The following is a 22,719-nucleotide window of genomic DNA, read 5'->3' as shown; positions in this document are numbered from 1 at the left end:
CAACACACACTATCTCTTGGCGTTGGAAGTAAACTTGGGAAGGGTAGGATGCGTTTAACAAAAATTAAGGACATTAGAGGGTTTCGAATATTCAAAGACTTCACGTGGCCGGAGAACCTTGATGAATTTGCACGCTTCAACTTGATCTACGGTTTAAATGGAAGTGGCAAAACGACTTTGACGAGTATTTTTTCGGATCTGGAGCATCAGCGAGCGGCGAGCGCATCGTCATTGAACTTCGAGTTCGGTGATAAAACGGTAAACGGAAAGTTGCCTCAAAATGCTTCTGTTCCCGCAGTCCGAGTATTTAATCGAAGTTTTATTCAGCACGCCATCTTCGAAGATCCAGCACAGCAGGAGTTGGCGCCTGTTTTCTACCTTGGTGAGGATTCTATTGAAAAGCAAAAGAAAATCTCAGATTTGAGGGATGAGGTCGAGACCATTGTTGCGGACCTAAAATCGCTCGATTCCCAGCAGGGCTTTAAACAGAAGGCGTTTGAAAAACTCTGTAGCGAGCGAGCGTCCAGCGTAAAAAATGCTCTCACAAGGCCCGGAGGCCGGTTCAATAATTACAATCGCTCTGTTTTCGAAAATCGGGCGGAGGAATTGTTGGCCGCTGGTGGAGCCCGCTTGGATGAAACGGATAGGGAGCAACTGTTAAGTGTTGCGCATGCTCAACCCCTTGAAAATGTCTCTAACGTGAAGCTGCCTACAATTAAGTTCATGGAACTGACCCAAAGAGTAGAGCTGTTACTGGAAAGATCTGTAACGGCAACGGTTATCCAGGACCTACGTGAAAACCCTCAGCTTGGACATTGGGTACAGTCCGGTTTGAATCTCCACAAAAGTCTCTCTGAACAAAGCCACTGCCTGTTCTGCGAACAGGGACTTCCTGAGGGGCGCTTGGAAGATCTGGAAGCCCACTTCAATGATGAACTCAATCGATTTCAGACGGAGCTGGACACTGAGATCCAGAAAATCGAATCCTCAATCGGAGCAATCAAAGGCGTCGAGCTTCCTGCTACCGGACTGCTTTATCAGCACCTCCAGGCTAATTTCGAAAAATACTCTGGACAATGGAGTTCGAGTAAACGGAGCGTGGTTAATTTCCTACAGTCCTTGGCATCTGCACTAAAGAAGAAGCGGGATAATCCCTTTGAACGAATGCAGATTCGAGATTTTTTATTTGCATTCTCTACAGCGGCGAAAGACTCTCACTGGTTGCTGAAGACCGTTAGCATAGCGCTGGATGCCTCACAGAACGTCGCAGCACAGTTTGGGCTCGAGGTCATCGACCGGATCAATAAGTTGATCGACGAACACAATCGGCACAGCTCATCATTTGAGCAACAAGTCCAAGACGCCATGCATAGGGTTGCAGATGACATGGTTCTTGAGTCTCTCGACGAGTATCAACAATACAAGACAGATTTGCGTCAGTTGGTTACCGCCATTGCGGAGAAGAGGATAGCGCGAGATAAGAACAGGGAGCGGATCAGGCAACTCGAAGAGGAGATACGCCAACATTTAAGAGCCGCTGAGGAGTTGAACGATGAAGTAGCTGCATACCTTGGACGGCGCGAACTGAAGTTTGAACCATCTGACTCGGGCTATCGATTGTTTCGTTACGGAGAACCGGCTTATCACCTAAGTGAGGGAGAGCGAACTGCGATCGCCTTTATGTATTTTCTGAAGACGCTCGAGGATGAAAGTCTGGATCTTACGAAAACAATAATCGTTATTGATGACCCAATATCCAGCCTGGACGCTAACTCCCTATATAGCGCTTTCAGTTTCATGAAAACGAAAACCGCAGAAGCAGCGCAGCTTTTCATTCTCACGCATAATTTTCAACTTTTCCGGTTAGTTCGAAACTGGTTCGACCATGTGAACGGCCGGAAGAAGAAAAATCCGCTGAATGCTCATATGTATCTTCTTGAAGCGCAGTGGGATGAGGGAGAAAGAACTTCGTCATTGGTTCCCCTTGATCCTTTGCTCGCTAACTACGAATCCGAGTATCACTATTTATTCAAGCAAATCTGGAGCGTTGCTCAAAGCACAACAGCTGCGCCCCTTGATCAGTATTACGTGTTGCCCAACGTGGCACGGCGGCTATTAGAAACATTCCTGAGCTTTAAGTTTCCGGGTGACAAGCCGGGGCTTGGTTTGTTGATGTCTAAGGCGGACTTCGATCCGGCAAAGAAGACCCGTCTGTTGCGGTTTTTGCATGTCCATTCCCATCATGATCGTGTGGCTGATCCGGAGCATGACCTCTCAACTCTCAGCGAGGCTCCTCAGGTTTTTTCTGATCTCCTGGAGCTCATGCAAACTTTGGATGAAGATCATTACAAGGGTTTGGTAGAAAGCCTACAGCACCAGTAAATCTGCGTGCTGTTCAGACCTGGCCTTCGCCGTAGGCATGAACGTCGATAATGACCTGGTAATTCTTATCCGCTATGGCCATGCCGATGTAGCCCAGGATTGTGCCCTTACTGCTGCAGTACAGACCGGCCAAATTAATTTTCGCTCTATATTCGGACGATTCGAAGAATCGGCATCATGTTAACCGTTACTTCGCAACACTCTGTTCATAAAGCCAGCGGTTTGCTTGGCGCCGCCCAACATTATCAAGGGCGTGCTCGGGCACATCGCTGTGCAACACAGCCTCTAGCCATACCTCCCGGTAACCGTTCAGCAACTGATGGCGCTCTCGGCTGCTCTTGCTAGCTAGTATGCGATCAATAAAACCCTCGTCATTGCCGGGGCCGGGAATAAGATTCAGTTCCCTCATCAAGTCAGCAGCTCGGCAGAGCAAGGGTGTTACGCCCGCAAATTGCCGTTCTTCGGGTTGCCCCACAGAACTGGAAATCTCGGCAAAAACGCTGGTCAGGGCACTGACAGAACTGACAGAAGTTTCTGTAGTCAGGTTCCCTGGATCCATTTCTTGGACTTTTCTCAACCATTTACCCATTTTGATTTCCCCACCAGTTGTAGATGATCTTGGCTCGGCCACCTGTACTTACGTCGGTAGCAAACAAATATCGGTGATCAACCAGTATTTCCAGCGCTTCCGGTGTGATGCTTGAGTCAACACCGCTCCAGCACTTGCGGTAAACATCCCTAGCTGTAAAGGGACTGTTAATCTCTGACCGTTTGCGCAGAATGATATGAGCTGCTTGAATCTCTGCACCGACAGACGCGCTGTAGAGTCGGTTGGCGTGGGTGCGTAGGTAATCGGCCCAGTCCAGTGCCATGGCGGTGGCTTCGGCACTGACAAAATCTCGCTCGCCGTTAATGATGGCGAACAACAGAGCCAGGCCACTGACTGTTTTCGGCATTTTCAACAAATGGCTTTCCATAACCGATGCGAGCCTGCTACTGCGGGCTTCGCCCTGTATTTCTTCCATCCAACTGATGAATAAACTCTGCCCCTCAGGGCTAAAGTGCCAGACCTCAGGTGCGCCTTTCTCGCTACGGGCTTTCCAAGCATGGAGTCGTCTAAACACGTTGGCATAACGCTCTTTCGCTTCGGCGTTCACGGGCCTGTCATGCCACTTCCAGGCTTTAACCGGGTCCGGCCAGACAGCCAGCTGAAAGCGTTGAATCAGTCCGTCATCGGTCGCGCCTTTAGTGGCACCACGAACGATTGGGGCGATTTTGGCGGGTTGAATACCGCCCACAATCGAAAGCATGCAATTTTCGATACGAATGGTGCCTCGGCCTATCCGATCGTAGGTGTAATCATCCTTACCGTTGAAGCTTTCCAGATAAAAGGCACGGTCAGACGCATACTCCTCCTGATTCATCTTGGCCAGCCAGCCGGACAACTCGTCACGTATCAAAAGCAATCCGTTCGGGTTTTCGTTCAGCCGCTCGCCCAATGCCTCAACTGTGGCATCGTTTACCACCAGACGGGCTAGGGTCGGCTGTCTGTCGGAGCTGTCTTCATTGGCTTTCAAGGCTTCAATCGCTGCGCCCCTCTCGCCATTTTTAAGATGAGCCTTAGCGGCTTTCTCAAGCTCTGCCTTTTCCAACTTGCGGAGCCTGGCTTCAGCCTTTTGCTCCGAAACACTTTCCCCGTGTTCCTCACGAAGCGCAGACTCTATTTCATTAAGCGGGAAGCGCATTTCGCGAAGAGACGGTGATTTCATCGCGCTAGGCCCACCAATCAATGCGGCCCACATGTTGGGGAATTCACTCCATTGGTCATCTGCTTGTTTGGGAGCCAAGCATGCTTTTCGGCCTACAAGAGCTCCAAGGCACGCAATTGCAGCAACTGCACAGAAATCTGGCGGGCATTGTTGGCGCTGAGCGACATCCATTACAAAGTCGCGAATGTCCGCGGGCAGGGTTTCCGGCTCGAAAGGCTCAACAACTGGAAGTGGTGGTGGCAGTGGGATGGGAGCCGCCGCCAATTCACGAGGTTTTAGAAGATTATCTATACAGTTGGTCGGGTTCATACGCCTCCCCATTTCGCGGCGTGTGAGCAGTTGAAAGCGTCATTGAAATCTGTGCAGACACAGCTCTCGCCACAGAAAGGTGGCCAGGTCAGGTCCGCTCCAGTTGCTCTGGCTGCCAATCGTGCCTTAAAGATTCCGGGATTGCCGGCAGTTTGGTGGTCATTGTCAGCACAGAGTTTAACTCTTCCTTCAGAAATAAAGCCGGCTGTATACGCCACAGACTGCAGGTTGCCTGCGTTCATTGCGCATAGAACTTTATGACCGGTGACCTGCTGAAGTGATGCGCCCGTTGCAAATCCTTCGCACACCAGAACTGCCTCTACATCGCTGCCGGGTATTACGCAGAAGCACTCTTTAACTCGACCGCCTTTTAAGAATCGCTTATCGCCGTCCGGCCAGATGAGCTGCAAGTTCCACAGTCTTCCTTGGGGGTCAACCAGAGGAACCAATAAGCGGCCCCCTAGTTGTCGAAGATGCTGTGGTCCGATGTTTTTGCGTTGCAGATATGGGTGCGTTTGGCTCGCCGGTTTCGCTTTATGCCAAAGCTGTTCTGCTTTCAAGGAAGCTTCGTGCTGCTTTTGGCGCACTGACTCCTGCCGTTGCAGATGAATGAGCTGAAGGCGCTTTTTGTATTCCCAGCGCTCGCCTTGTGACATTTCATCGGTATTCCGGCTACACCAAGTTGCCCATGTGCCAGTCCGCCAGCTTCCGAAGGCGCCAGCGGAAATGTGGCCGGAGTAAAGAACATACCAGCCATTTCGGGAGCCGGGTCTGTCGCCGTTTACATGAAATCGGTGGATTTCACCATCTGCCAGAATTCCATTTTCAACAGGTAGGCCTCGCAGCATTAGATGTTCGGCAAACGCGGAACGTGGATCACCATATCTCATTTGGTCCCCCTTCCTTATTTGCTTTTCTCTGAGCGGCTTGCCTCGACTTGAGCAGCGAGCCATTCCTGGACTTCAGATTCGATCCAGCCAACCGCTCGGCCCGGACCAAGTGAGATGGGTTTTGGGAATTCACCTTTCGCGACGCGGCGGTTCAGGCTGCTGTATGACAGTCCTGTAACTCCGAGAACGCTGGGTAGGCGCTGAATTTTGATAGCCATGTTGGTGCCTCCTGGGGCGTGTTGAACATGGCTGGCATTCTGTCGGAGGGGGGTATTAAGAGCATCGCAATTGCAGAAGATCATTCTGCAATTGCGGAAAGGCTATTTGAGTTCGAGGGCCCGTTTCGCCTCTGGAAATTTGCGGCTCAAGTTGCTTGTTGAGAGGCCTCCGTATCCGTCGTAGTGGCTTGCTAACGCCTCAATTAGGGCTGATTCGTTTGCAAAAGACGGGTGTTTCTCAACATTGGGCAACTCTCCGTGAATGGACGACAACAGTGCAGCAATAATCCTTTGATAACTAACTTCTGATCGGGGGTGAGCTGATGCTTCACTGCTGACGTTGGCTTTAAGGCGATTGGACTCGGCGATCAAAGCCGCGTTAGCTTCCTTCAGCTTTCGGTATTCAACCTTCGCCTTTTCCAATCGCAGCTCAAGCGCTTCATTTTTTGCCTTGATTGTTTGGTAATCTTCAAGGCTTATGCCGGAGCCTGAAACACGTTCATGGGTATCAAATAGAAACGCTGGCTTTTCACCAGGAAATGCCTCCTCCATCCATTGCTTTAGATCGCGACCCTTGCAGTGTCTCCGCTCAAAAGCGACTGAGTCATTGGAATCAACTGGTTCGGCGTCTTCACGTCCATAGGACAGTGCACCATGCTCCATTGCTTCTGCAATAGCTCGGCTTCTCGGTTCAATGCAGGGGATGTATGGGTGCACCCACACGCTTCGACCAAAACCGGTTGACGATAGTTGTTGGCATTCACTTACAATCTTTCCAAGAAGGTCTTCAGTGACACCACACCACAGGGCCGCTGCTTGAGGTATCGAAAAAACTGCAAAATGCGCTTTGATGGATGCGCAGCTGTCGTTTTCCCAAGGTTTTGTATCCATGACTTAATTTCCTACATTGCCTCTAAGACTGCTTGAGGTGGCAGCGAGAACCCTTTTCCATACAAAGGCACCGCTACCACCACCAGCGTCACGGGCTTTTCAAGATTTAATGTCATCCGGTACTCTCCTCGAAACCCAGCCTGTTCCGGGTACAGCAGCATCACCTGGTCACAGCGGTACGCGCTGGCATAGGTGCTGAGCTGATAAAGGTCCGCAGGAGATAGGGAAGCTATGGGGTTACCAGAATCCAGCAGCTTCCACTTGGTATCCAGAATGGTTACTGGTCGGTTCAGCGCATTCAGCAGGCTGATGTCTGGGCGCATTAGAAGCCGGCCTTTGCCGGAATCGTCTTCGCCAAGAAATTTGCGAGGGCCTTGTTCCATCAGACGCAGGCCCATCTTTCGGGCGGTTGGCCGCAGCTTTACAGCCACGAAGCGCTCGAATAGCTGGTTCATGTCAAACAGCAAGCTATAAACCTGCTGCTGACCGGCCCGAGCGTCCATGTACTGGCCGTCAATGAACAATCGGGCCAGCTCCACTACGCTGGCATAGCGGCGTTGCATCCGGTTCAGGTCATCGGCGCGGGGCAAATGGTCGCCTTTGTGAATCATGCCTATTCCGCCAAAGCGCATCCGCATGCTCTGGATGTGTTGGCGAAGCATGGGCGAACTTGCAAGATTGGTCATGCAGAGCAGGGCGGTGTGTAAAAGCCTGTTCACAGGAATATCTACAACCAGCTCATTGAATCGGCAAGCCAGGCGCTGCGGCTTGAACAGGTTTTCCCGCTGCTGGCGGATCAGATCAATGCGACCGCGCACTTGGTCGAGCGTATCGTCCACATCACGATAGTCCCTTAGCAAGCCTTGTTGCAGCTGTATTTCCAGCAGTTTCAGATAGTAGCGAATAAACACATCCAGTAAGCGATGGCTGCTGGTTGCGAGTCCGGCCTGCTGGGTACTCAAGCCCTCGATGTCGCCGGCAGTGTCCAGCATTTCGATCAGAGTCGTGCGTTGCTGCTCAGGTGTTTGATGGGGGAAAACCTTGGGCAGGATCTCGATCTGTAGTCGTTGTTGAATTTGTACCACGCCGCAGAACTGCCGGAACTTAACCCGGTTCCGGCTCCACTCAAGGCAATTCTTGGGCAGTATGCTCCCGGCGGCGGCCAGGGCATCAGCTTCCTCCGCCGTTATGTCATCGTCCTTGCCGATACTCAGCCAGCTATGTTCAACGGCGCTGACCAGTTTCATACCGGTGTTTCCAGCGATTCATAGACCTTGCGCAGAGCATCCGGTGTGATATGTCCTGGCTGTTTCACTCGAAAGTCGGGTTTTTCTGGCAGATCCACATCTGCGCCGGCAAACAGCTGGCCGGGGTCCAGAATCTTGCGGGTAATAATCTGATGCTCGGCCGGTGCTGTGTCGTCCGCCAGCACCCGGCGAATCTGCTGCCAGTCGTCATAAAAGTATTCCGTCAGCATGGGGATGATGTCGTAGACCATGGCATGTCGCAGGCTGTCGATATCCTTCACTTCCATGAAGTAGGCGTGCCCGAAGGTCTGGTCCCGGTGCAGCAGATAACGCAGGCGTAGGTTAATGGCATTCAGCAGGTCGCGCAGGCTCAGCAAGCCTCCTTCACCATCCGGTATGTAACCATCCCCCTGGTTGCCGGTAATCTGTTTTGGCTCCGGCATCAGCTCAATAAACCGGAAGCGCCGGCGTAGAGCCGCGTCCATCAGGGCAATGGAGCGATCAGCGGTGTTCATGGTAGCGTAGATGTCCAAGTTCTTCGGCACACCAAAGCGCTCACCAGAATAGGGCAGGGTGATCTCCATGCCGTCCACAAGCTGGCCCTCCTCATCCCACCAGGCCCGTTTGTCGGCCTCGATCAGGGTGATCAGCTCACCAAAGATGCGGGATATGTTGCCCCGGTTGATTTCATCGATGAACAAAGCGTAGCGTTGGTTCGGGTCTTGCCGAGCCCTGTTGCAGAAAGCTTTGAAAAGGCCATCCCGTACTTCATAGCTGATACCGCCCTCGGCAGTGGTTTGCGGCCGGATGCCTTCCACAAAGTCCTCGTAGCTGTAGGACTGGTGGAAGGTCACGGTCAGGTGTCGTTTGATCCGGCTTTCCTCATTCTGAGGCCCCGACTGCAGTTTTTTCAGCTGCTCACGAAGACCTTCTCCGGCTTCCTCCCAGTCACCGGCGAAGATCCATTGTCCACCGGGTTTCTTGTCAAAGATAAGCGGAGGCTGGCGTTTATCCGGTGAGTAGTTGACGGTTTCCGATTCCATTACCGTGTGGCTCTGCAATGCGGCCCAGCACTGGGCGCGGAGGTTATTGCTGCCAACACGGCCTTGCACCCGAGTCTTTGCCTTGAAGTAAGGGTGCAGCAACAGTTCGTTGACCGTTGCACTTTTTCCCTTCTGGGTCAGGTCTGCGAGGGCTAACGCCACGGCCTCCCACCAGGACGTATTGGCCAACTGCTCTTCCAGCCATTCGCCCGTTGAGACCTGGCTGGCGGCCCGTTCATATTTTGGCTGGATGTGATTACGCCAATGATGGGTTTTGCCTGTGCCGGGTGGCCCGTAGAAAATCTGATTCACCGGTCTGCCGATATTGATGGCCTGTTGCCGAGACGTAGGCTGATTAGCCTCTATCACCTTTACAGGCGGCAACTTGTTCCAGAGGCCCGCCACGAGCTTCGCGGACCTGGGTTTGATTTCGATACCAGAGCCTTGCGGTGTCCAGTTCTGGCTATCCACAGTGCCGGCTTTCAGGTCCGCCAGACTAATGTAGGGCTCTGCCTTTGGATCACGCAGATCGGTCAGTGTGATGTCCACGTACAGTGCTTTCTCGCCTTTGTCCGCCAAATCCGGGTCGTAATGGGCATCGTCATAGGGTTCGCTGGTCACTGTGCCCCGGGCGACCAGACCTTTCGGCTCTTCACCCAGTCTCACAAGGTAAGCGGTGTCGCCCTCTTTTAACTGCTTGGAAGCGGTGCGCCAGGGTAGGGTGACATTCTCGCCACGTGCAACCCGAAGCCGGTCATCCTGAAAGGACTTCCACTCCCAGTTCTCCGGGTTCCAGGCCATTAGCCATACCCGCGGCGAGGGGCGCCATTGGTCGATCCAGGGTGAGGCGTAAAAATCAACGCTTTGCTCCTCCTGCTCTTCCAACTGTTTGCGTATCTCCAGCAGCGTTTCATCCACTTCCCGGTTGCTCATTGCTTTGAGCTTGGCTTTGGGTAGGTCGCCGAGCACCCGGGCTATTTCTTTCTTGTCACTGCCCACGGATATGGACTCAAAGTGATCGGGATAGAGCAGGAAGCAGATGATATGGCGAAACTGTCTTGCCTTGGCATCCGGAATGCTTTCCAGCCAGTCTGCAAAGGACCAGGGATTTTCCAGTGTCTGGCGTTGGGCCTCGGGTGCCAGGGCCTTAAAAGCTTTCATCATTTCGATCAGGAACACTAACTCACGCCACCGCAAGGTGTTGTAGCCAGTACCTGTACTCCCGGCTCCTGAGAGGGTCGCGTCTTCCTGTAGCCAGTTTTCTGGTAGCGTGTCGCCGGATAACTCCCAGATATTGCGCACCAGATCCCGCTTGGTACCCGGCTTGATGTTGGTGGAGAACAGCAGCAACAACCAGTTCAGCTCTGCCATCAATTTGATGGCCTCGGGGGTGGCATCCGACAGCTGTAGCGCCAGTTTGTCGAAGTAGCTCTCGTCGCCCTCCTGGGGATTCTGAATAAAGCGCTGATCCAGCTCCGCCAGTTTGGCACTGCTCCAATACTTGCCATCACCCAGCAAAGGGCCGTCATCCAGGAGGCATTGGTCCTTCCAGAGCTGGGCGGCCTCTAGCAGAGCTTTGATGTCATGACGGGGATTGTACTGGCTCATGACGGAGTTCCTTCAGTTGCGGCGAGTTGATCAAAGGCTTCCAGCACCCGGCGCTGGGTTAAATATTCTCCGTGCTCGGCGATTTCCTTGCGCTTGAGGCCAGGGAAGGTGACGGATGGATAATCTGGCCCCATCACCTCGACGGGGTCGAGAATGTAGCGCAGTTCGTCCCGAGTTAGGCCGTACAGCCGGGCATAGTAGGCATCCAGTTCGCAGCGCAGTTGATGCCGGCGGTCTGGCTCCCAGCCGAATGGCTCGCCGTCGTAGCCCAGGTCGCGGGCGAAAGGAGTAAGGTCATGGCTGGTGTAGGTGAGTTCCAGAACGCGTGGGGTGATGTAGTTGAGGTCGGCTTCGGAGTAGGCTTTCGGCGGTAAGACTGGCAATTGTTTCGCGATAAAAAAGTTCAGGTGAGTGCCGCCAACCTTATGCCGCGTCACGAAGTCGAAGACGATTGTAGAAAGGTTTCCTTGCAGCGCGGCAACCAGATTTGCGGGTGTGGTAACAGGCAAAATACATAACGGGAAGTTGTTACCGACTCCGGCGAAAGGAACTGAACTGGCAATTGTCGTGCGTTCGTTTGTGGCGTTTGTAATATCCCTGAACCCGAGCAGGTATTTAGGGCTTCGTCCCTTCAAACGTTCTTCCACCAGCAAAGCGTAATCTTGCTGTGCGGAAAACGCCGCCAGCCAGTCGTCCAACTCAGCATCGGTCATCGGGTGATCTTCGGCCATTTTTCGAGCTGCCAGGCCATCTTTGGTGAACTCGGCGGTTTGGAACAGGTTGCCGGTGGTGCCGCGCTTGGTGACCCGGCTACCCAGCAGCTGGGAGGCTTCTTCATATTGCTGCCGGACCAGCAGCTGGCCCGCCAACCACTGGCGCAGGCCTTCCTCCAACTTGGCGGTGTCCTGCTTTTTCAGGCCATCCAGCACGGCACGGGGCATATCGGCGGTGCGCAGCAATACCTCACGCTCTTCCACCCAGTACCGGGGAAGCGGTGCGTAGTTGGGCTGCTGTTTTTCGGCCACCGTAGTGTCGCGGGTGGTTTCGCCGTCGGTTTCGTAGGTAGCAAAGCGGTGGTCGTAGTGGTGCACCATTTTGGCTTCGTACAAGGGCAGGTACCGAGTCCCATCAAGGTGGAACTGGTTGCCTTCGAGCTGGGCGCCTTGATCGTCCAGCTGTTGATAGGTTTGGAACAGATTACTGGCAGTATTCATCATGAACATCAGCATGAAGTTGATGCCCCAAGGGTTATGTTCTGGCTCATCATCAGATGCTTCCCGGATCAGGACGGGCGCATTGCGATAGAACTTTTTCGTCAGCTCGGCATCGGCGTTGGAGCGGAAGACTGGACAAGTCATGGTGTTGGGGTTCAATAATTTGAACTCTTCTGAAGTCAGTGCGAACTCCCGAGCCTCTTCACCCAATTGTTCCACTTGCGTTGAAAAAAACTGAAGCTTTGCTGCGTTGCTGTCATGCATTAGCGTGAGAAGTGAGAATTTGTAGCTTCTGTGAACGCCTTTGAAAAGACCATCCCGATTTTCAAAGTCGTAGAGCGAGTGAATTCTCTTGTCTTCAATTAGATGTCGGAAAAAGTATTGGGTAAAGGAGTCGGTAGCGATACCACTTGGCACTATGACACCTGCACGCCCCTCTTTGTTGTGAAGCTCCGAAGCAAACTCAGCAAATAGTGGTGCAAGATTGATGCGCCCTCTGCTGGTTCTGGGAAACCTTCCAGACGCGTGTACAAAAATCTGTGTTCTGAGTACGGCATCTTTGTCTTGAAGGTATCCTTGGTATAGATCTGGATTCGTGTCTTCCAAGTCCTCAATCATTCGATTTCGAGCAGACATATGCTGCGCGTCTGCAATTTCTGGTGCGCGGGAGGCGAAGTACTCCTGTGGATCAAACTGCAGCATCTCCCATGGCGGGTTGCCCAACACCACATCAAAACCCGCATTGCCCCGGTTAAACACTTCCGGAAACTGCAGTGGCCAATGGAAGAAACGGTTCTGCTCGGCTCGCAGCCGCACTTCGGCCTCGACTTCCGGGCTTAGTTCGCCTCGGTGGGCCGCCTTCAGTGCGCCGTTGTCCGGGATACGGTTGGCGTAGCCCTGGTTCTTCGGGACAAAGAACGCAGCGGTCCACAGGTCTTCCAATAGCCGGGCACGGCGGGCTTCCTGGCTTTGTTGGGCGGCCTGCCATTGCTGGCGCTTGTTGAGTACCTCGTCCAGGGATTCTTCCGGCATCTCCTCGACAGCTGCAAGCTGCTGGGCGTTGATGCGCAAATCAATCGCCAGAGTCTGGGCCTGCTGTTTATTGGTTTTCTTCAGGTCTTTCAGCAGCGTCTTGTCGTCGCCCTCCAGGGCTTTGAAGGCATCGTCGGGTATGCCGGTTTCCAGCACTGTGGGATCGTAAACACCGACCAGGGCGTTGCCACACTGGATGTGGCTATCGAGGAAGGTCAGCGGTTTGCCGGGCTCCAGCGCTTCCATCCACAGCGCGGTGCGGCACAACTCCACGGCCATGGGGTTAACATCTACCCCGAATATGCAATGTTGTACTACTTCGCGCAGGGCGTGCTGGAACTGGGCCGGTGTGGGTTCGCTGCCCTCGGCATCCAGTTGTGCCAGCTCCCGGGCCAGGGTGCGGGTGGCCGCCAGCAGGAAGTGGCCGGAGCCACAGGCCGGGTCTACCACGCGCAGATCGAGCAGGGCCTGGCGCGGTTCGTCCGGGTTATCAGCCAGGCGCTCACGAATCACCGGTTTGAGGGCGGTATCAATCAGTGACTGTACCAGCACATCCGGCGTGTAGTAGGAGCCGGTCAACTTGCGAAGGTTTCCGGCAGTGGTATTGCTCTCATCCAGGCCGATAAAGCTGAACTGCCAGGGCATAGTGTTGATGGCCGGCACCAGTTCCAGCAGGGCCTCGTACACCGAGCCCAGCTCTTCGGCATCCATATTGGCATAGTCGGTGGCCACCAGACTGTTGCTGGTCTCGCTGGGGTGCCAGGTGAGGGCTTTGATGGCTTTCAGCAGGGACTGGTTGTCGATCAGTGCATTGTCTAGGTTGGGGCATTGATCGCTGCCAAACAGGCCGCCTAGGGCAGGTAGAGCTAGTAGCGGCTGACCGGTGGCCAGACCGTTAATGGTGTTTTGTAAAGTCAACCAGAGATCGTGGTGGCGGGCCTCAAACCGATGGGGCTTGCGTGCGGCCCTGCGCAGAACATCCACACTGTAACCTTCCCTGTAACGCTCCCGGGCCAGTGGATCACTGCCTTCCGGGTGCAACAGGTCCCGTGCCTCTGCACGCAGCAGGAACAGCATGCGGTACACCATCCGCAGCAGTTCTTGGTAGTACGCTTGGGCATCCAGGTTGCGGGATTCGAACTGCTGGCGGAGATCGTCGTTTTGCGAGTGGCGCAGGAAGCCATTACCCAATGCACCCAGAGCTTCGGTGACGCCTACGCGCAGTTTGTCCAACAGCCGTTCGCCCTGTTCTTCCGCCTCAGCGCGCCATTGTTCCAGCCAGCATTGGCCAGGGACAGTTTCGCCTTCGTTATTGGTGCCCGGCTGAAAGCGGCTGGCGTGCAGCAGGAGCCACAGAATTCGAAACTCGGGCAGCTGTTCCTCGGCAAAGCAGGTGGCCAGATCCACCTCGACATAGGCCGGTCGAGTCATTGAGGGGTTGTCGCGCAGTATGCGCAGCCGCTGGCCGTCGCTTACCAGCCCCCAAAGGGCGTGGTCGTTGGCGTTCAGGTATTCCTGCAACAGGCCGGTGGGGCTGCGCCGGCGGCCTTCGTGGCCAAAGCGTGGGTCGGCGGTATCCAGGGCTTTGTCTGCCGGTGCGCAAAACACCATGGGCACCTGGCCGTTGAAAGCATGATGGGTAATCGGGAAGCCGCGCTCATCGATCATCTGCGGCTCGGAACACGCTCGTAGGTCTGTGAAGCCGAGTACCTGAGACAGGAGGCTCTGGAGCCAATGCTGAGCAGCCGCCGTCGGATTGGAAAGGTCACTGCGCTGGCGTTGCTGGTCAAAGTTCTGCCAATTGGCCTGGGCAATGCGCCAGAAGCGGCCGATTTCGTCCCGAAGCGTCAGGCCTTGGGGAATATTGTAGTTTGCTGCGGTTTGCCCCTTTAGCTGTAGACCAGCCAATTGGTTGAAAAGGTCGGCGGGCAACAGGCCGCCCTCCAGAGTAAAAATGCCGTTCTGGCTGGCTTGTGTGTTATTTGTATTACTCAAAATGCTACCTCTGGCATCAGTACGTACACGCCCAGAATATCAGCTGGCAACTGCGGGTTAACCTGAAAGGTACCGCGGCCATCCCTTTCTGAATCCCGCACCCGGCGGTGGTCTTTCAAGAGTTGCTGGCCATGTTCGCGGGCAATCGTATCCAGAGTGGACTGTTGTTCCTGAAGGCGCTCCAGGGCTTGTCGCACAGCGCGCTCCCGCACATCGGGCACGGTGTTTTGGGTGGCTTCCAGATTAAACAGCTTTACGGCTTCCTCGGTGTCTAACTGTTGGGGAGCTTGATTGCCTTCAATGGCCACGGTAACGGCTTCTTCGGCCAGCATTTCCCGTCGCGTGCCTTCCCGTTCTACCACCAGGTTTGTGCGTAAACGCAGTAGGGCAATGATGGTGCGTTGATTCACCTGGTTGGTGGTGATGGCGCCGGCACGGCGGGCCGGTCGGTCTGCGGCAGGCAGGTAGTCCGATTCCAACGCGCGCTCCGCCAGCTCGTCCGCCAGCACAGTGACCAGAGGGTGGCTGCGTTGGATGTAAACAACATCTCGAGGCAACGGCAGAGTAAAACCGATCTGATCCATGCGGCGGATACCGTGGCCAGCCATTCTTTCCTTAATGGCCTGAGGTAGTTCCGACCAGCTCATGCGGTAGTGTTGCCGGTAGGGTTGAAGCGGTGCCCGCAATGCTGCAAGCGCCTTGGTGATGAAGCGCTGCACGTCATCCTGGCTGCCCAGTACCTCCTGCATACGCTGCCATTCCGGCAGCACTTCTTCCGGGTGGATGGCTTGTTGAGCAAAGATGGTGCGGTTGCGCCGGGCTTTGTCGCGTGCGCTTTCCCAGCTCACATTTACTTGCTGCTCTATGTCATCCAGGGTTTCAACTTCTTCCAGCCCAAGGCCCATCTGGCTCATGCCGCTGTCCAGGCCGCGGGTTAGCAGAACGGTCTGCATGATGGCCTGAGTCACCCGGTTTTCGTCTTCGGGCATGGGAACGCTGACTCCTAGCGCTTTCCGGATAGCCTCGGCTTTGCGGATAATCACTCGCAGTACGGCACCATCCACCGGGTTGTTATCGCCATAGATCATCAGCGCTTTGACCACGGGGGTGCGTTGCCCGAACCGGTCTACACGACCTTCCCGCTGTTCATGGCGGGTGGGATTCCAGGCCAGGTCGTAGTGAATGACGGCATCGAAGTGCTCCTGCAGGTTGATACCCTCAGACAAGCAGTCGGTAGCCACGAGAATGGGCGGTTCGTCCTCGTTTGCCTGAGCCTCTACACGCTCTTCACGCTCGGCGGGGTGAAGCTCGCCCGTAACACATTGAACATTATGGCTTTTGAAGGCCTTGGCCAGATGCTCTGCAACGTAATGCGCTGTCGGGATATAGCGGCAGAAAATGACAGGCCGGTAGCCCTCCTCGAGTATGGGTTTAAGCTTTGCGATCAGTTGCTTGAGTTTGGGGTCGGCTATCGGCCCCTGCAGGCTGGCGGCGCGCTTAATGAGCTGTTGCAGCAGGGGGACATCTTCAAGTTGGGCGCTTGGCTCCAGGTCGTCCTGGCTTTCGTCGTTGCTGTCCAGAATGGTGCGGTTACCCAACTCGTCCAGGGTGTCGATGGCTACCGCCATGCCTCCATCTGGCTGAATGGAGCGGTCGATCCGGTTCTGCAGCGAGCGAACGGCAGCGGCAGGTGACGACGATATACAGCGCAACAGTGCCAATGCCGCCCACCAATGCAGGCGTTGTTGGAATTGGTCCAGGGTCTCAGCGCGGTCTACCAGTTCTCTTGCGTAGTTGACGACATCCTGGAACAGCCCCATCCAGTCGCCTTGCATGCGATAGGCGGTTTCTGCGACCTCACGGTCAGGGAATTGGGTGTTATCCTGCCATTCGGCGATGTCTTGACGCCGGCGCTGGACAACGTGTTTTGCCAGGCGCTTACGATAGGGATTCCGAGTATCGCCAAAATGTGTAATGGATGCGAAATTTGGGTCGAGTAAACCAAGTAGGTTCTGGAATGCTTGCTCGTCGCCACTGTGGGGGGTCGCTGTCAGCAAAAGCAGATTGCGAGTGGCTTTATCGGCCAGTCCTCTGAGAAGTGCATGGCGCTGGTGACGACCTTTGCCGCCGCCCCGGGAGCAGGTGTGGGCTTCATCTACGATGACGAAGTCCGGGCAGCTGCTAAGGAATTCGTCCCGGCGGCGGCTGGATTTTATATAATCCAGGCTGACAACTGTGTACGGATAATGTTGGAACAGGGATTCGCTTTGCAGTAGGCCTCGTTCAAGCCGAGCTGCTGTGTGGCGACTGACAATCACAGGGCGCAGATGGAATTTTTCGCTCAGTTCCTCCTGCCACTGCTCACACAGGTGGGGCGGACAAAGTACGGTGAAGCCTTTCACTTCACCTCGATCAATCAGTTCCCGAAGAATTAGCCCGGCTTCAATGGTTTTACCGATACCTACGTCGTCGGCAATCAGCAGGCGCACCACGTCTTGCTTGAGCGCCATCAACAGCGGTACCAGTTGGTAGGCCCTCGGCTCAAACGCCAGATTGCCAATTGCGCGGAAAGGGCCGGCACCGGCACGAAGTTTCAATAGCATGGCATCGCGCAATAACTGACCTGACTGTTGGTTGCCTTCACGTGCGTCACTTGGCTGAGGAGCAGGGAAGAGCGCCTGCTCTACCTGCTCGAGCGCCGCCAGCAAGCGGATGCGGTCGTCATCGCCGCTCCCGAGTGCCCTAAGGTATAGGTCGTTACCGGTAGACTCCGGGAGCACAACCCATTCCCGATCTCGAGCCCTGACTATACTGCCGGGGTTGTAAGCCGGTGCGGTGGCTGGTGCATTCATGAGTCGGAAGTCTCCGTGGTGTCTGGTTCAGTCATGGCGCCGAATACGTCGGGGTGGCGCGCAAACAGCGCGGGCCAGCTGTTGGTTTCTTTCGGGAATCGCAGCACCAGGAAACCGGCATCCTCAAGGTCCTGGGTTTGTCGCTGATCAATCATACGGCGGTCTTCATGGTCATGATGAGGCCCATCTACAAAAATCAGGGCCCGGCTGTCGCGGTAGGCGAAGTCCGGGCGTACATTGAATTCTTTGAGGTAGGGTTGGGCCGCATCAGGTTGGCGCAATGAGTAGCGTTGAAGGGCGTCGAGCCAGGCCTGTTCAAGACTGCTGCCGCTGGCGCGTTTGAGTTGTGCTGCCTGGTCGGCCGGCCGGTTGCCACCAGAGCCTGTTTCCAGCGTCATGTCCGTCAGCTGGGCAAGCCACTGAAGGGTTTCCCGATCTCGACGGTCGATGTTTTCGTGATCTGGCTGATTGAAGTAGCTGAGTATGCAGCGATAACAGCCTGCCTCGCAGCTGGTGTTGGTGTCTTGCCATTGGTTTTGTGGTGATTCGTGCCAGGCTGTGGTGTCATCCGGGCGTTTCCAGTGCATCAGCTCCAAAGCAGTTCGAGCAACCTGGCGCCAGGCGCCGGGCTCTGTGGCAAGGCGAGTTAGTACGCCGGCACCGCCTTCGGCTGCCTCATAAAATAGCAGTGCGTTGCGCTCGTGCATGTTTGGCAGGGGTTCTGCCATCAATTCGCTTTCTTCCAGCTGGTAGTTCAGCTCTATGCCACGTTTGATGGCGTATTGCAGGGTCGCGGCTGTGGTCGGCGACATATCCAGTCTTGGCCGGATTACCAGAACATTTCGGCGATCGGTGACGAAGGGCGAAATCCGCTGGCGCTGGTTAACGGGATCGTCTGCATCTGTCTCTTCGTTGCCGCCTTGCTCTTCGTCCTTCAGCCAGGTGCCGTTGAGGGGATCAATCATGAACCCGTCGATTTCTTTGTTTTTACGTCGTTTCCAGCCCAGATTGATGCGCCAGATATGGGCTTGCTGGGCATATTCCATCTCGGCAAGCGGGTCATCGCCTTGCTTCATATCGCTACGGACCACTTTCAGAACGCCGTTTTCCTCCGGGTACTGAAGCGTGGTGCGCAGGTCATAGCCCTGGCGCATCCGCTCTTCTTCGTCGCAGGTGATGCGGGTCACGGGCCGCGTGGCCACGTTTTCGATGCGGAAGAGGTTGTGCACCATTTTCCCTTCAGACAATGGTGTCTGACAGGCTACACACAGATCCAGATCCAGCTGTTTGGTGAAGTGCCCGTAACCACAATGCCCGCACATTCGGACCTGCTGCTCGGGCAGCTTGGCTTCTGTCACTTGTTGCTGGTCTACAGCGCCGAGAATAACTCGCTTAACCCGATATTGCTGGCCTTCATGGTAGATGAGGCTGAGTGGGCCGAATTCGGAAATAGCCAAAAAACGCGGGCGTGACAATACGCGATTTTGATTTTCGCGCCTGCTGGTTCTGGTGCCAGGAATAAAGGCGGCCAGGGGTAAGCGGGGGAAGTTATACCCAGGCAAAAAGCCCTGCCCAGCGAGGTAACGGTAGGTTTCAAAATCAGACTGTCGCTTGTTGTTGTCCTGGAGCAGGCTGAACTGAATGGAGCCTTCTTCCCATCGCCTTTTGGCGATGTCCCGCTCCCGCTTGCTGCTGGCCGGGCTCGTCATCAACCGGTTGGCTTCTTCGATTTGATTGAGTGTGGATTTGTAAAGATCACGCCAGCGAGTGAAGCAGTCATTGAGTCGTGCCATCGCTTGCTGTAGCCGTTTATCCGCCCATTCAGATGCGGCTACTTCCAACGGCTCCTGGCTATTGAGCCAAACGCCTTGGGCCGGGCCTAATGCGTCGCCGAGAAGTTGCATCAACCGCTTGCCTCGTTGTTGTGCGCCAGCGAGGGCCTTTTCGTTGGCTAGGGAGTCAGAATAGCTTTCGCTTATCGGCATGCCCTTTGCGGTAACATCGATCAGCTCGTTGATAGCGGCCGGCAATCTAGTTCCGGTCTCTGATAGCCAGGTAGCGAACAGATGGCTGCTGACCAGCTCTTCATTTGCCAGATCCAGCATGGGAGGGGTTACCTGCCCGTGTACCATCCGCCTTGGTTCCCGGAAAAAATACTGGTCATGAGGGCTTTGTGCTGCGCAGTAGGTGACAACCAGTGCCGGCTGGCCAGACCGGCCGGCCCGGCCGCTGCGTTGGGCGTAGTTCGCTGGTGTTGGAGGCACGTTCCGTAGATAGACGGTATTCAGAGAGCTGATGTCTACGCCCAATTCCATCGTTGGGGAACAGAACATAACCCTTAGCTCTCCGGAGCGGAAGGCATGCTCCCGCTCTTCCCGGTCTTCGGGGTCAACTTGGGCAGTATGCTCATGCGCCAGAAACTGGAACCAGTCATGGTTCTGGTGTTTGAGGCTATCGGCCACAGCCTGATACAGCGCAGTGAAATAGGGGTTGTTGGAAATAGCAGGGGCTAGTGGGTCGCGCTCCGGCGTTCCGCTGCCACGCTTCCATACCAAAACTTCACCAATAAGCTGGTAGCCGTTGAGGTCTTGATCAACCTCTTCAGCATCAATCAAACCGTAGGTTTCCAGTGCCTTAAGAAGAGCTTCAATGAGTGCAGGCCAGTTTTTGTCATTAAGAGGCTCGTATGGGGCGCTCGCCCATATACCCGGTTTCTTGAGCTCTTGTGCCAGCCTGGACCGGCTCCCGAGTGAAACCAGGTCGAACTCACGGCCTTTCGGGCGTCGGCCGATGATAGCGTGGCTGCCCTTGGCCATGTCTCTTGCGCTGCCAAGCTGCCACTTCTCTGTCAGGTGAGTGGTGGCCAGGTTCACCCACTGTTCGTGCTGCAGGTGGTCAAGGTAGCGGGTACGGATGCAAAGGTTCTTGCGCATGACATCAAGCACGAGCTTGCAAACCTGATAACGAACTGTGGGTGATGCCTTTGCCAGCATATCGGGGGATTGTTCCCAAACGCTGTCATCTTCTGTCAGTTCTGTCAGTCCGTCGTAGGCTACTTCCAGCAAACCTAATTGTTCCAGGTTGGGTACGGTGAAGCGCCAGCCACGGCGTAGATCATGGTAAGCCCGGTAGCCAAGCACGTTGCGCATGGCTTCCTCGGCATCACGTTTGAGTCGAGGGATGCGCTGCTCCGGGTTCTGAAGGTAGTCTGCCCGGATCGCAGGGTCATTACTGTCCATACCCAGGGCGTTGAAGATGTGCTGTGCAAGGTCTCGGTCGGTTAGCAAAGCTCCATCTTGCTGCTCGAGGGAGGCGAGAACGCCAGCACGAACCAACAGGATCTGCATGAAATCGTTGAAGTGGCCTGCCTGGAGTGCGGCGTCTTGTCTGTTGTCTGTGAATCCGAGTAGTTTTCTGGCTTCATCCGCCAGCTCATTGTCAGCGCCCAGCAGATATCTTAGCGACGACAGGGTGAGGGTGGTGGTAGCAGAGCTTCGACCTTCTGCTGACAGTGAGCCAAGCCGAGTCCAGTCGCGGCCGGAGCTGTGTGCCTGGCCGCAATTCAAGCAAAAACGGAAACCGCCGGGCAGGTAGTATCCGCGAGCGCCTTCTATGTGTTGGGTGCCGTTGGGCAGCACATGGACTTCCTGGGGGCGAAACTTGGAGTAATACGATTTTACTTTGGGTGGGTCTTTTTTGAAGTCCAGCCAGGTTTCTGGGTATTCTTCTTGATTCCAGTTGCCGAGCATCACAAAGCCGTAGCCGGTATCTTCCTCTTCAGCAGAGGTTTCCTTTATGTCTCGGGGTTGGAAGCCGAGCTCACCGGTCTCATCATTTTTCTTGTGCCAAACTGGGAAGTAATCCTGACCGCAGCTACGGCAGAAGTGCACGGTATAGAAACGACGGGTGCGATCACCAGGAACATATTGTTGTCCATGCAGGTCGAGGTGGCGCTTTCCCTGTGCCTCAAGAGTGGCGTACAGGTCGCCGGCGCCAGAGATGAATTGGTGCAGACGGAATGCAAACAGCGGCTTGTCGTTTATGTCTCTGGTGCGATAGGCCAGCAGCAGAAACTGGGCGAGGTACCGCTGGCAATGATCTGAATCCAGGCTTGAGGCTGTACTGAGCAGATCAGCCGCTTCTTCCAGAGTCTTTGGTTTTGCCCGGACCCACATCCCTTCTTCTTTGACGATGCCCAGGGTCAGCTCAACCCAGGCTGCAACAGGGTGCTTTCGCAGCGTGTCGAAGTCGATCTGTGCTGGGAGCGTTTGTTGGAGCGCCGCTGCAAGTTCGCCTTTATCCGGCATCTCGCCCGGTATCTGTCGTTGCAAGGTTTCGCCAATGATGTTCGTTGAAGGCACCTTCTGACCAAACATTTTGGAGGCGACCTCAGCAACTTTAGCCTGGCGTTCTTCGCGGGTGCCATCGGTTGCCATGGTGGCGGATGTGCCGATACAGATCAGGTTCAGGTTCATCCGTTCGCGCACGCGACGTACAAGCATGGCCACATCGGCGCCCTGTCGGCCGCGGTAGGTGTGTAGTTCGTCCAATACAAGGAATTGCAGGCCTTTAGAGTGCCGGATAACTGCCTTGTCCCGTTCGTTCTGCCGCGTCATCAGCAGTTCCAGCATCATGTAGTTGGTCAAGATAATGTCTGGCGGGTTCTGCATGATCCTTTCCCGCTCCTCTTGGTCCTCCTGACCGGTGTAGCGGGCGTAGGTGATAGGGCGCATATCATCGGAGTAATCAGACAGGAATTTTTCCAGCTCTTCTCTCTGGCTATTGGCCAGGGCATTCATTGGATAGATGACGATGGCTCGGATTCGTGCTGTTGGGTTTTCTTTTTTCTCCCGAATGATTGCATCAACCATGGGAATGAAATAAGACAGCGATTTGCCGGAGCCAGTACCGGTAGTCAGCACATAGGGTTCATTCCGCTGGCCACAATCAATAGCCTCTCGCTGATGTTTGTAGAGCGTCGCGGGTACACCGCTGGACGAAGGACTTTTACCGAACCGGAAAACGTTGGCGGTAGTTGGTGTCAGAATGCCTTCGGATGCGAGGGAGTCGACGGTGCCTGTTGTGACGTAAGACGGGTTTATTTGAATTAGCGGTGAGGGCCAGTAGCGGCCACTATTATACTCATCGTCTAAGAAACCGCAGATATCTTCAGCTTTCGGCTGAATGAAGGAGCGAGTGAAATCACGGTAGTCACCGATCAGCTTGTCCCTGAATTCAAAAACATCCATCAGGCTTGGCGCCCCCTTTT

At 54.8% G+C, this 22,719-nt stretch carries 11 protein-coding genes; 1 reads left to right on the top strand and 10 read right to left on the bottom strand.

Annotated features, from left to right (window positions below; all coding sequences use genetic code 11):
* Positions 1-48: 48 nt before the first annotated feature.
* Positions 49-2,382 carry an AAA family ATPase gene (locus R1T46_RS18455; protein WP_288352669.1) on the top strand — a complete coding sequence of 778 codons (2,334 nt, stop codon included), beginning with the start codon at positions 49-51 and terminating at the stop codon, positions 2,380-2,382.
* A 187-nt stretch (positions 2,383-2,569) separates the two neighbouring features.
* On the opposite strand, the gene R1T46_RS18450 is transcribed toward R1T46_RS18455, so the two are convergent.
* The 10 genes from R1T46_RS18450 to R1T46_RS18405 all read right to left on the bottom strand — a co-directional run bounded on the left by R1T46_RS18450 (position 2,570) and on the right by R1T46_RS18405 (position 22,699).
* Positions 2,570-2,971: a hypothetical protein gene (locus R1T46_RS18450; RefSeq protein ID WP_288352667.1), complete on the bottom strand. Its 402-nt coding sequence runs from the start codon at positions 2,969-2,971 to the stop codon at positions 2,570-2,572.
* The gene (locus R1T46_RS18445) at positions 2,964-4,460 is read right to left on the bottom strand and encodes a YfjI family protein (RefSeq protein ID WP_317306501.1); all 1,497 of its coding nucleotides are present in this window, start codon (positions 4,458-4,460) and stop codon (positions 2,964-2,966) included. The genes R1T46_RS18450 and R1T46_RS18445 overlap by 8 nt, the downstream gene beginning before the upstream one ends.
* Positions 4,457-5,350, bottom strand: a complete 894-nt coding sequence (locus tag R1T46_RS18440; RefSeq protein WP_288352665.1) for a toprim domain-containing protein — start codon at positions 5,348-5,350, stop codon at positions 4,457-4,459. The genes R1T46_RS18445 and R1T46_RS18440 overlap by 4 nt, the downstream gene beginning before the upstream one ends.
* A gap of 14 nt (positions 5,351-5,364) precedes the next feature.
* Complete coding sequence (locus R1T46_RS18435; RefSeq protein WP_288352663.1) at positions 5,365-5,568, bottom strand: helix-turn-helix transcriptional regulator; 204 nt, start codon at positions 5,566-5,568, stop codon at positions 5,365-5,367.
* A gap of 102 nt (positions 5,569-5,670) precedes the next feature.
* Complete coding sequence (locus R1T46_RS18430) at positions 5,671-6,459, bottom strand: hypothetical protein (protein WP_288352661.1); 789 nt, start codon at positions 6,457-6,459, stop codon at positions 5,671-5,673.
* Between the two features lie 11 nt (positions 6,460-6,470).
* On the bottom strand, positions 6,471-7,706 hold the full coding sequence (locus R1T46_RS18425; protein ID WP_288352659.1) for an McrC family protein: 1,236 nt from the start codon (positions 7,704-7,706) through the stop codon (positions 6,471-6,473).
* The gene (locus R1T46_RS18420; RefSeq protein ID WP_288352658.1) at positions 7,703-10,357 is read right to left on the bottom strand and encodes an AAA family ATPase; all 2,655 of its coding nucleotides are present in this window, start codon (positions 10,355-10,357) and stop codon (positions 7,703-7,705) included. Before R1T46_RS18420 ends, R1T46_RS18425 begins: the two co-directional genes overlap by 4 nt.
* Positions 10,354-14,598: an Eco57I restriction-modification methylase domain-containing protein gene (locus tag R1T46_RS18415; protein ID WP_288352657.1), complete on the bottom strand. Its 4,245-nt coding sequence runs from the start codon at positions 14,596-14,598 to the stop codon at positions 10,354-10,356. Before R1T46_RS18415 ends, R1T46_RS18420 begins: the two co-directional genes overlap by 4 nt.
* A complete protein-coding gene (locus R1T46_RS18410; protein WP_288352655.1) occupies positions 14,595-17,450 on the bottom strand; it encodes a helicase-related protein in 2,856 nt (951 codons plus the stop codon). Before R1T46_RS18410 ends, R1T46_RS18415 begins: the two co-directional genes overlap by 4 nt.
* Positions 17,447-22,699, bottom strand: coding sequence for a DEAD/DEAH box helicase (locus R1T46_RS18405; protein ID WP_288352653.1), 5,253 nt, complete (start codon positions 22,697-22,699; stop codon positions 17,447-17,449). The genes R1T46_RS18410 and R1T46_RS18405 overlap by 4 nt, the downstream gene beginning before the upstream one ends.
* Positions 22,700-22,719: the final 20 nt, after the last annotated feature.

The sequence above is a fragment of the Marinobacter salarius genome (assembly GCF_032922745.1).
Taxonomy (GTDB): Bacteria; Pseudomonadota; Gammaproteobacteria; order Pseudomonadales; family Oleiphilaceae; genus Marinobacter.
Note: the sequence above shows the minus strand (reverse complement) of the source record. Positions and strands in the feature narration are given on the sequence as shown.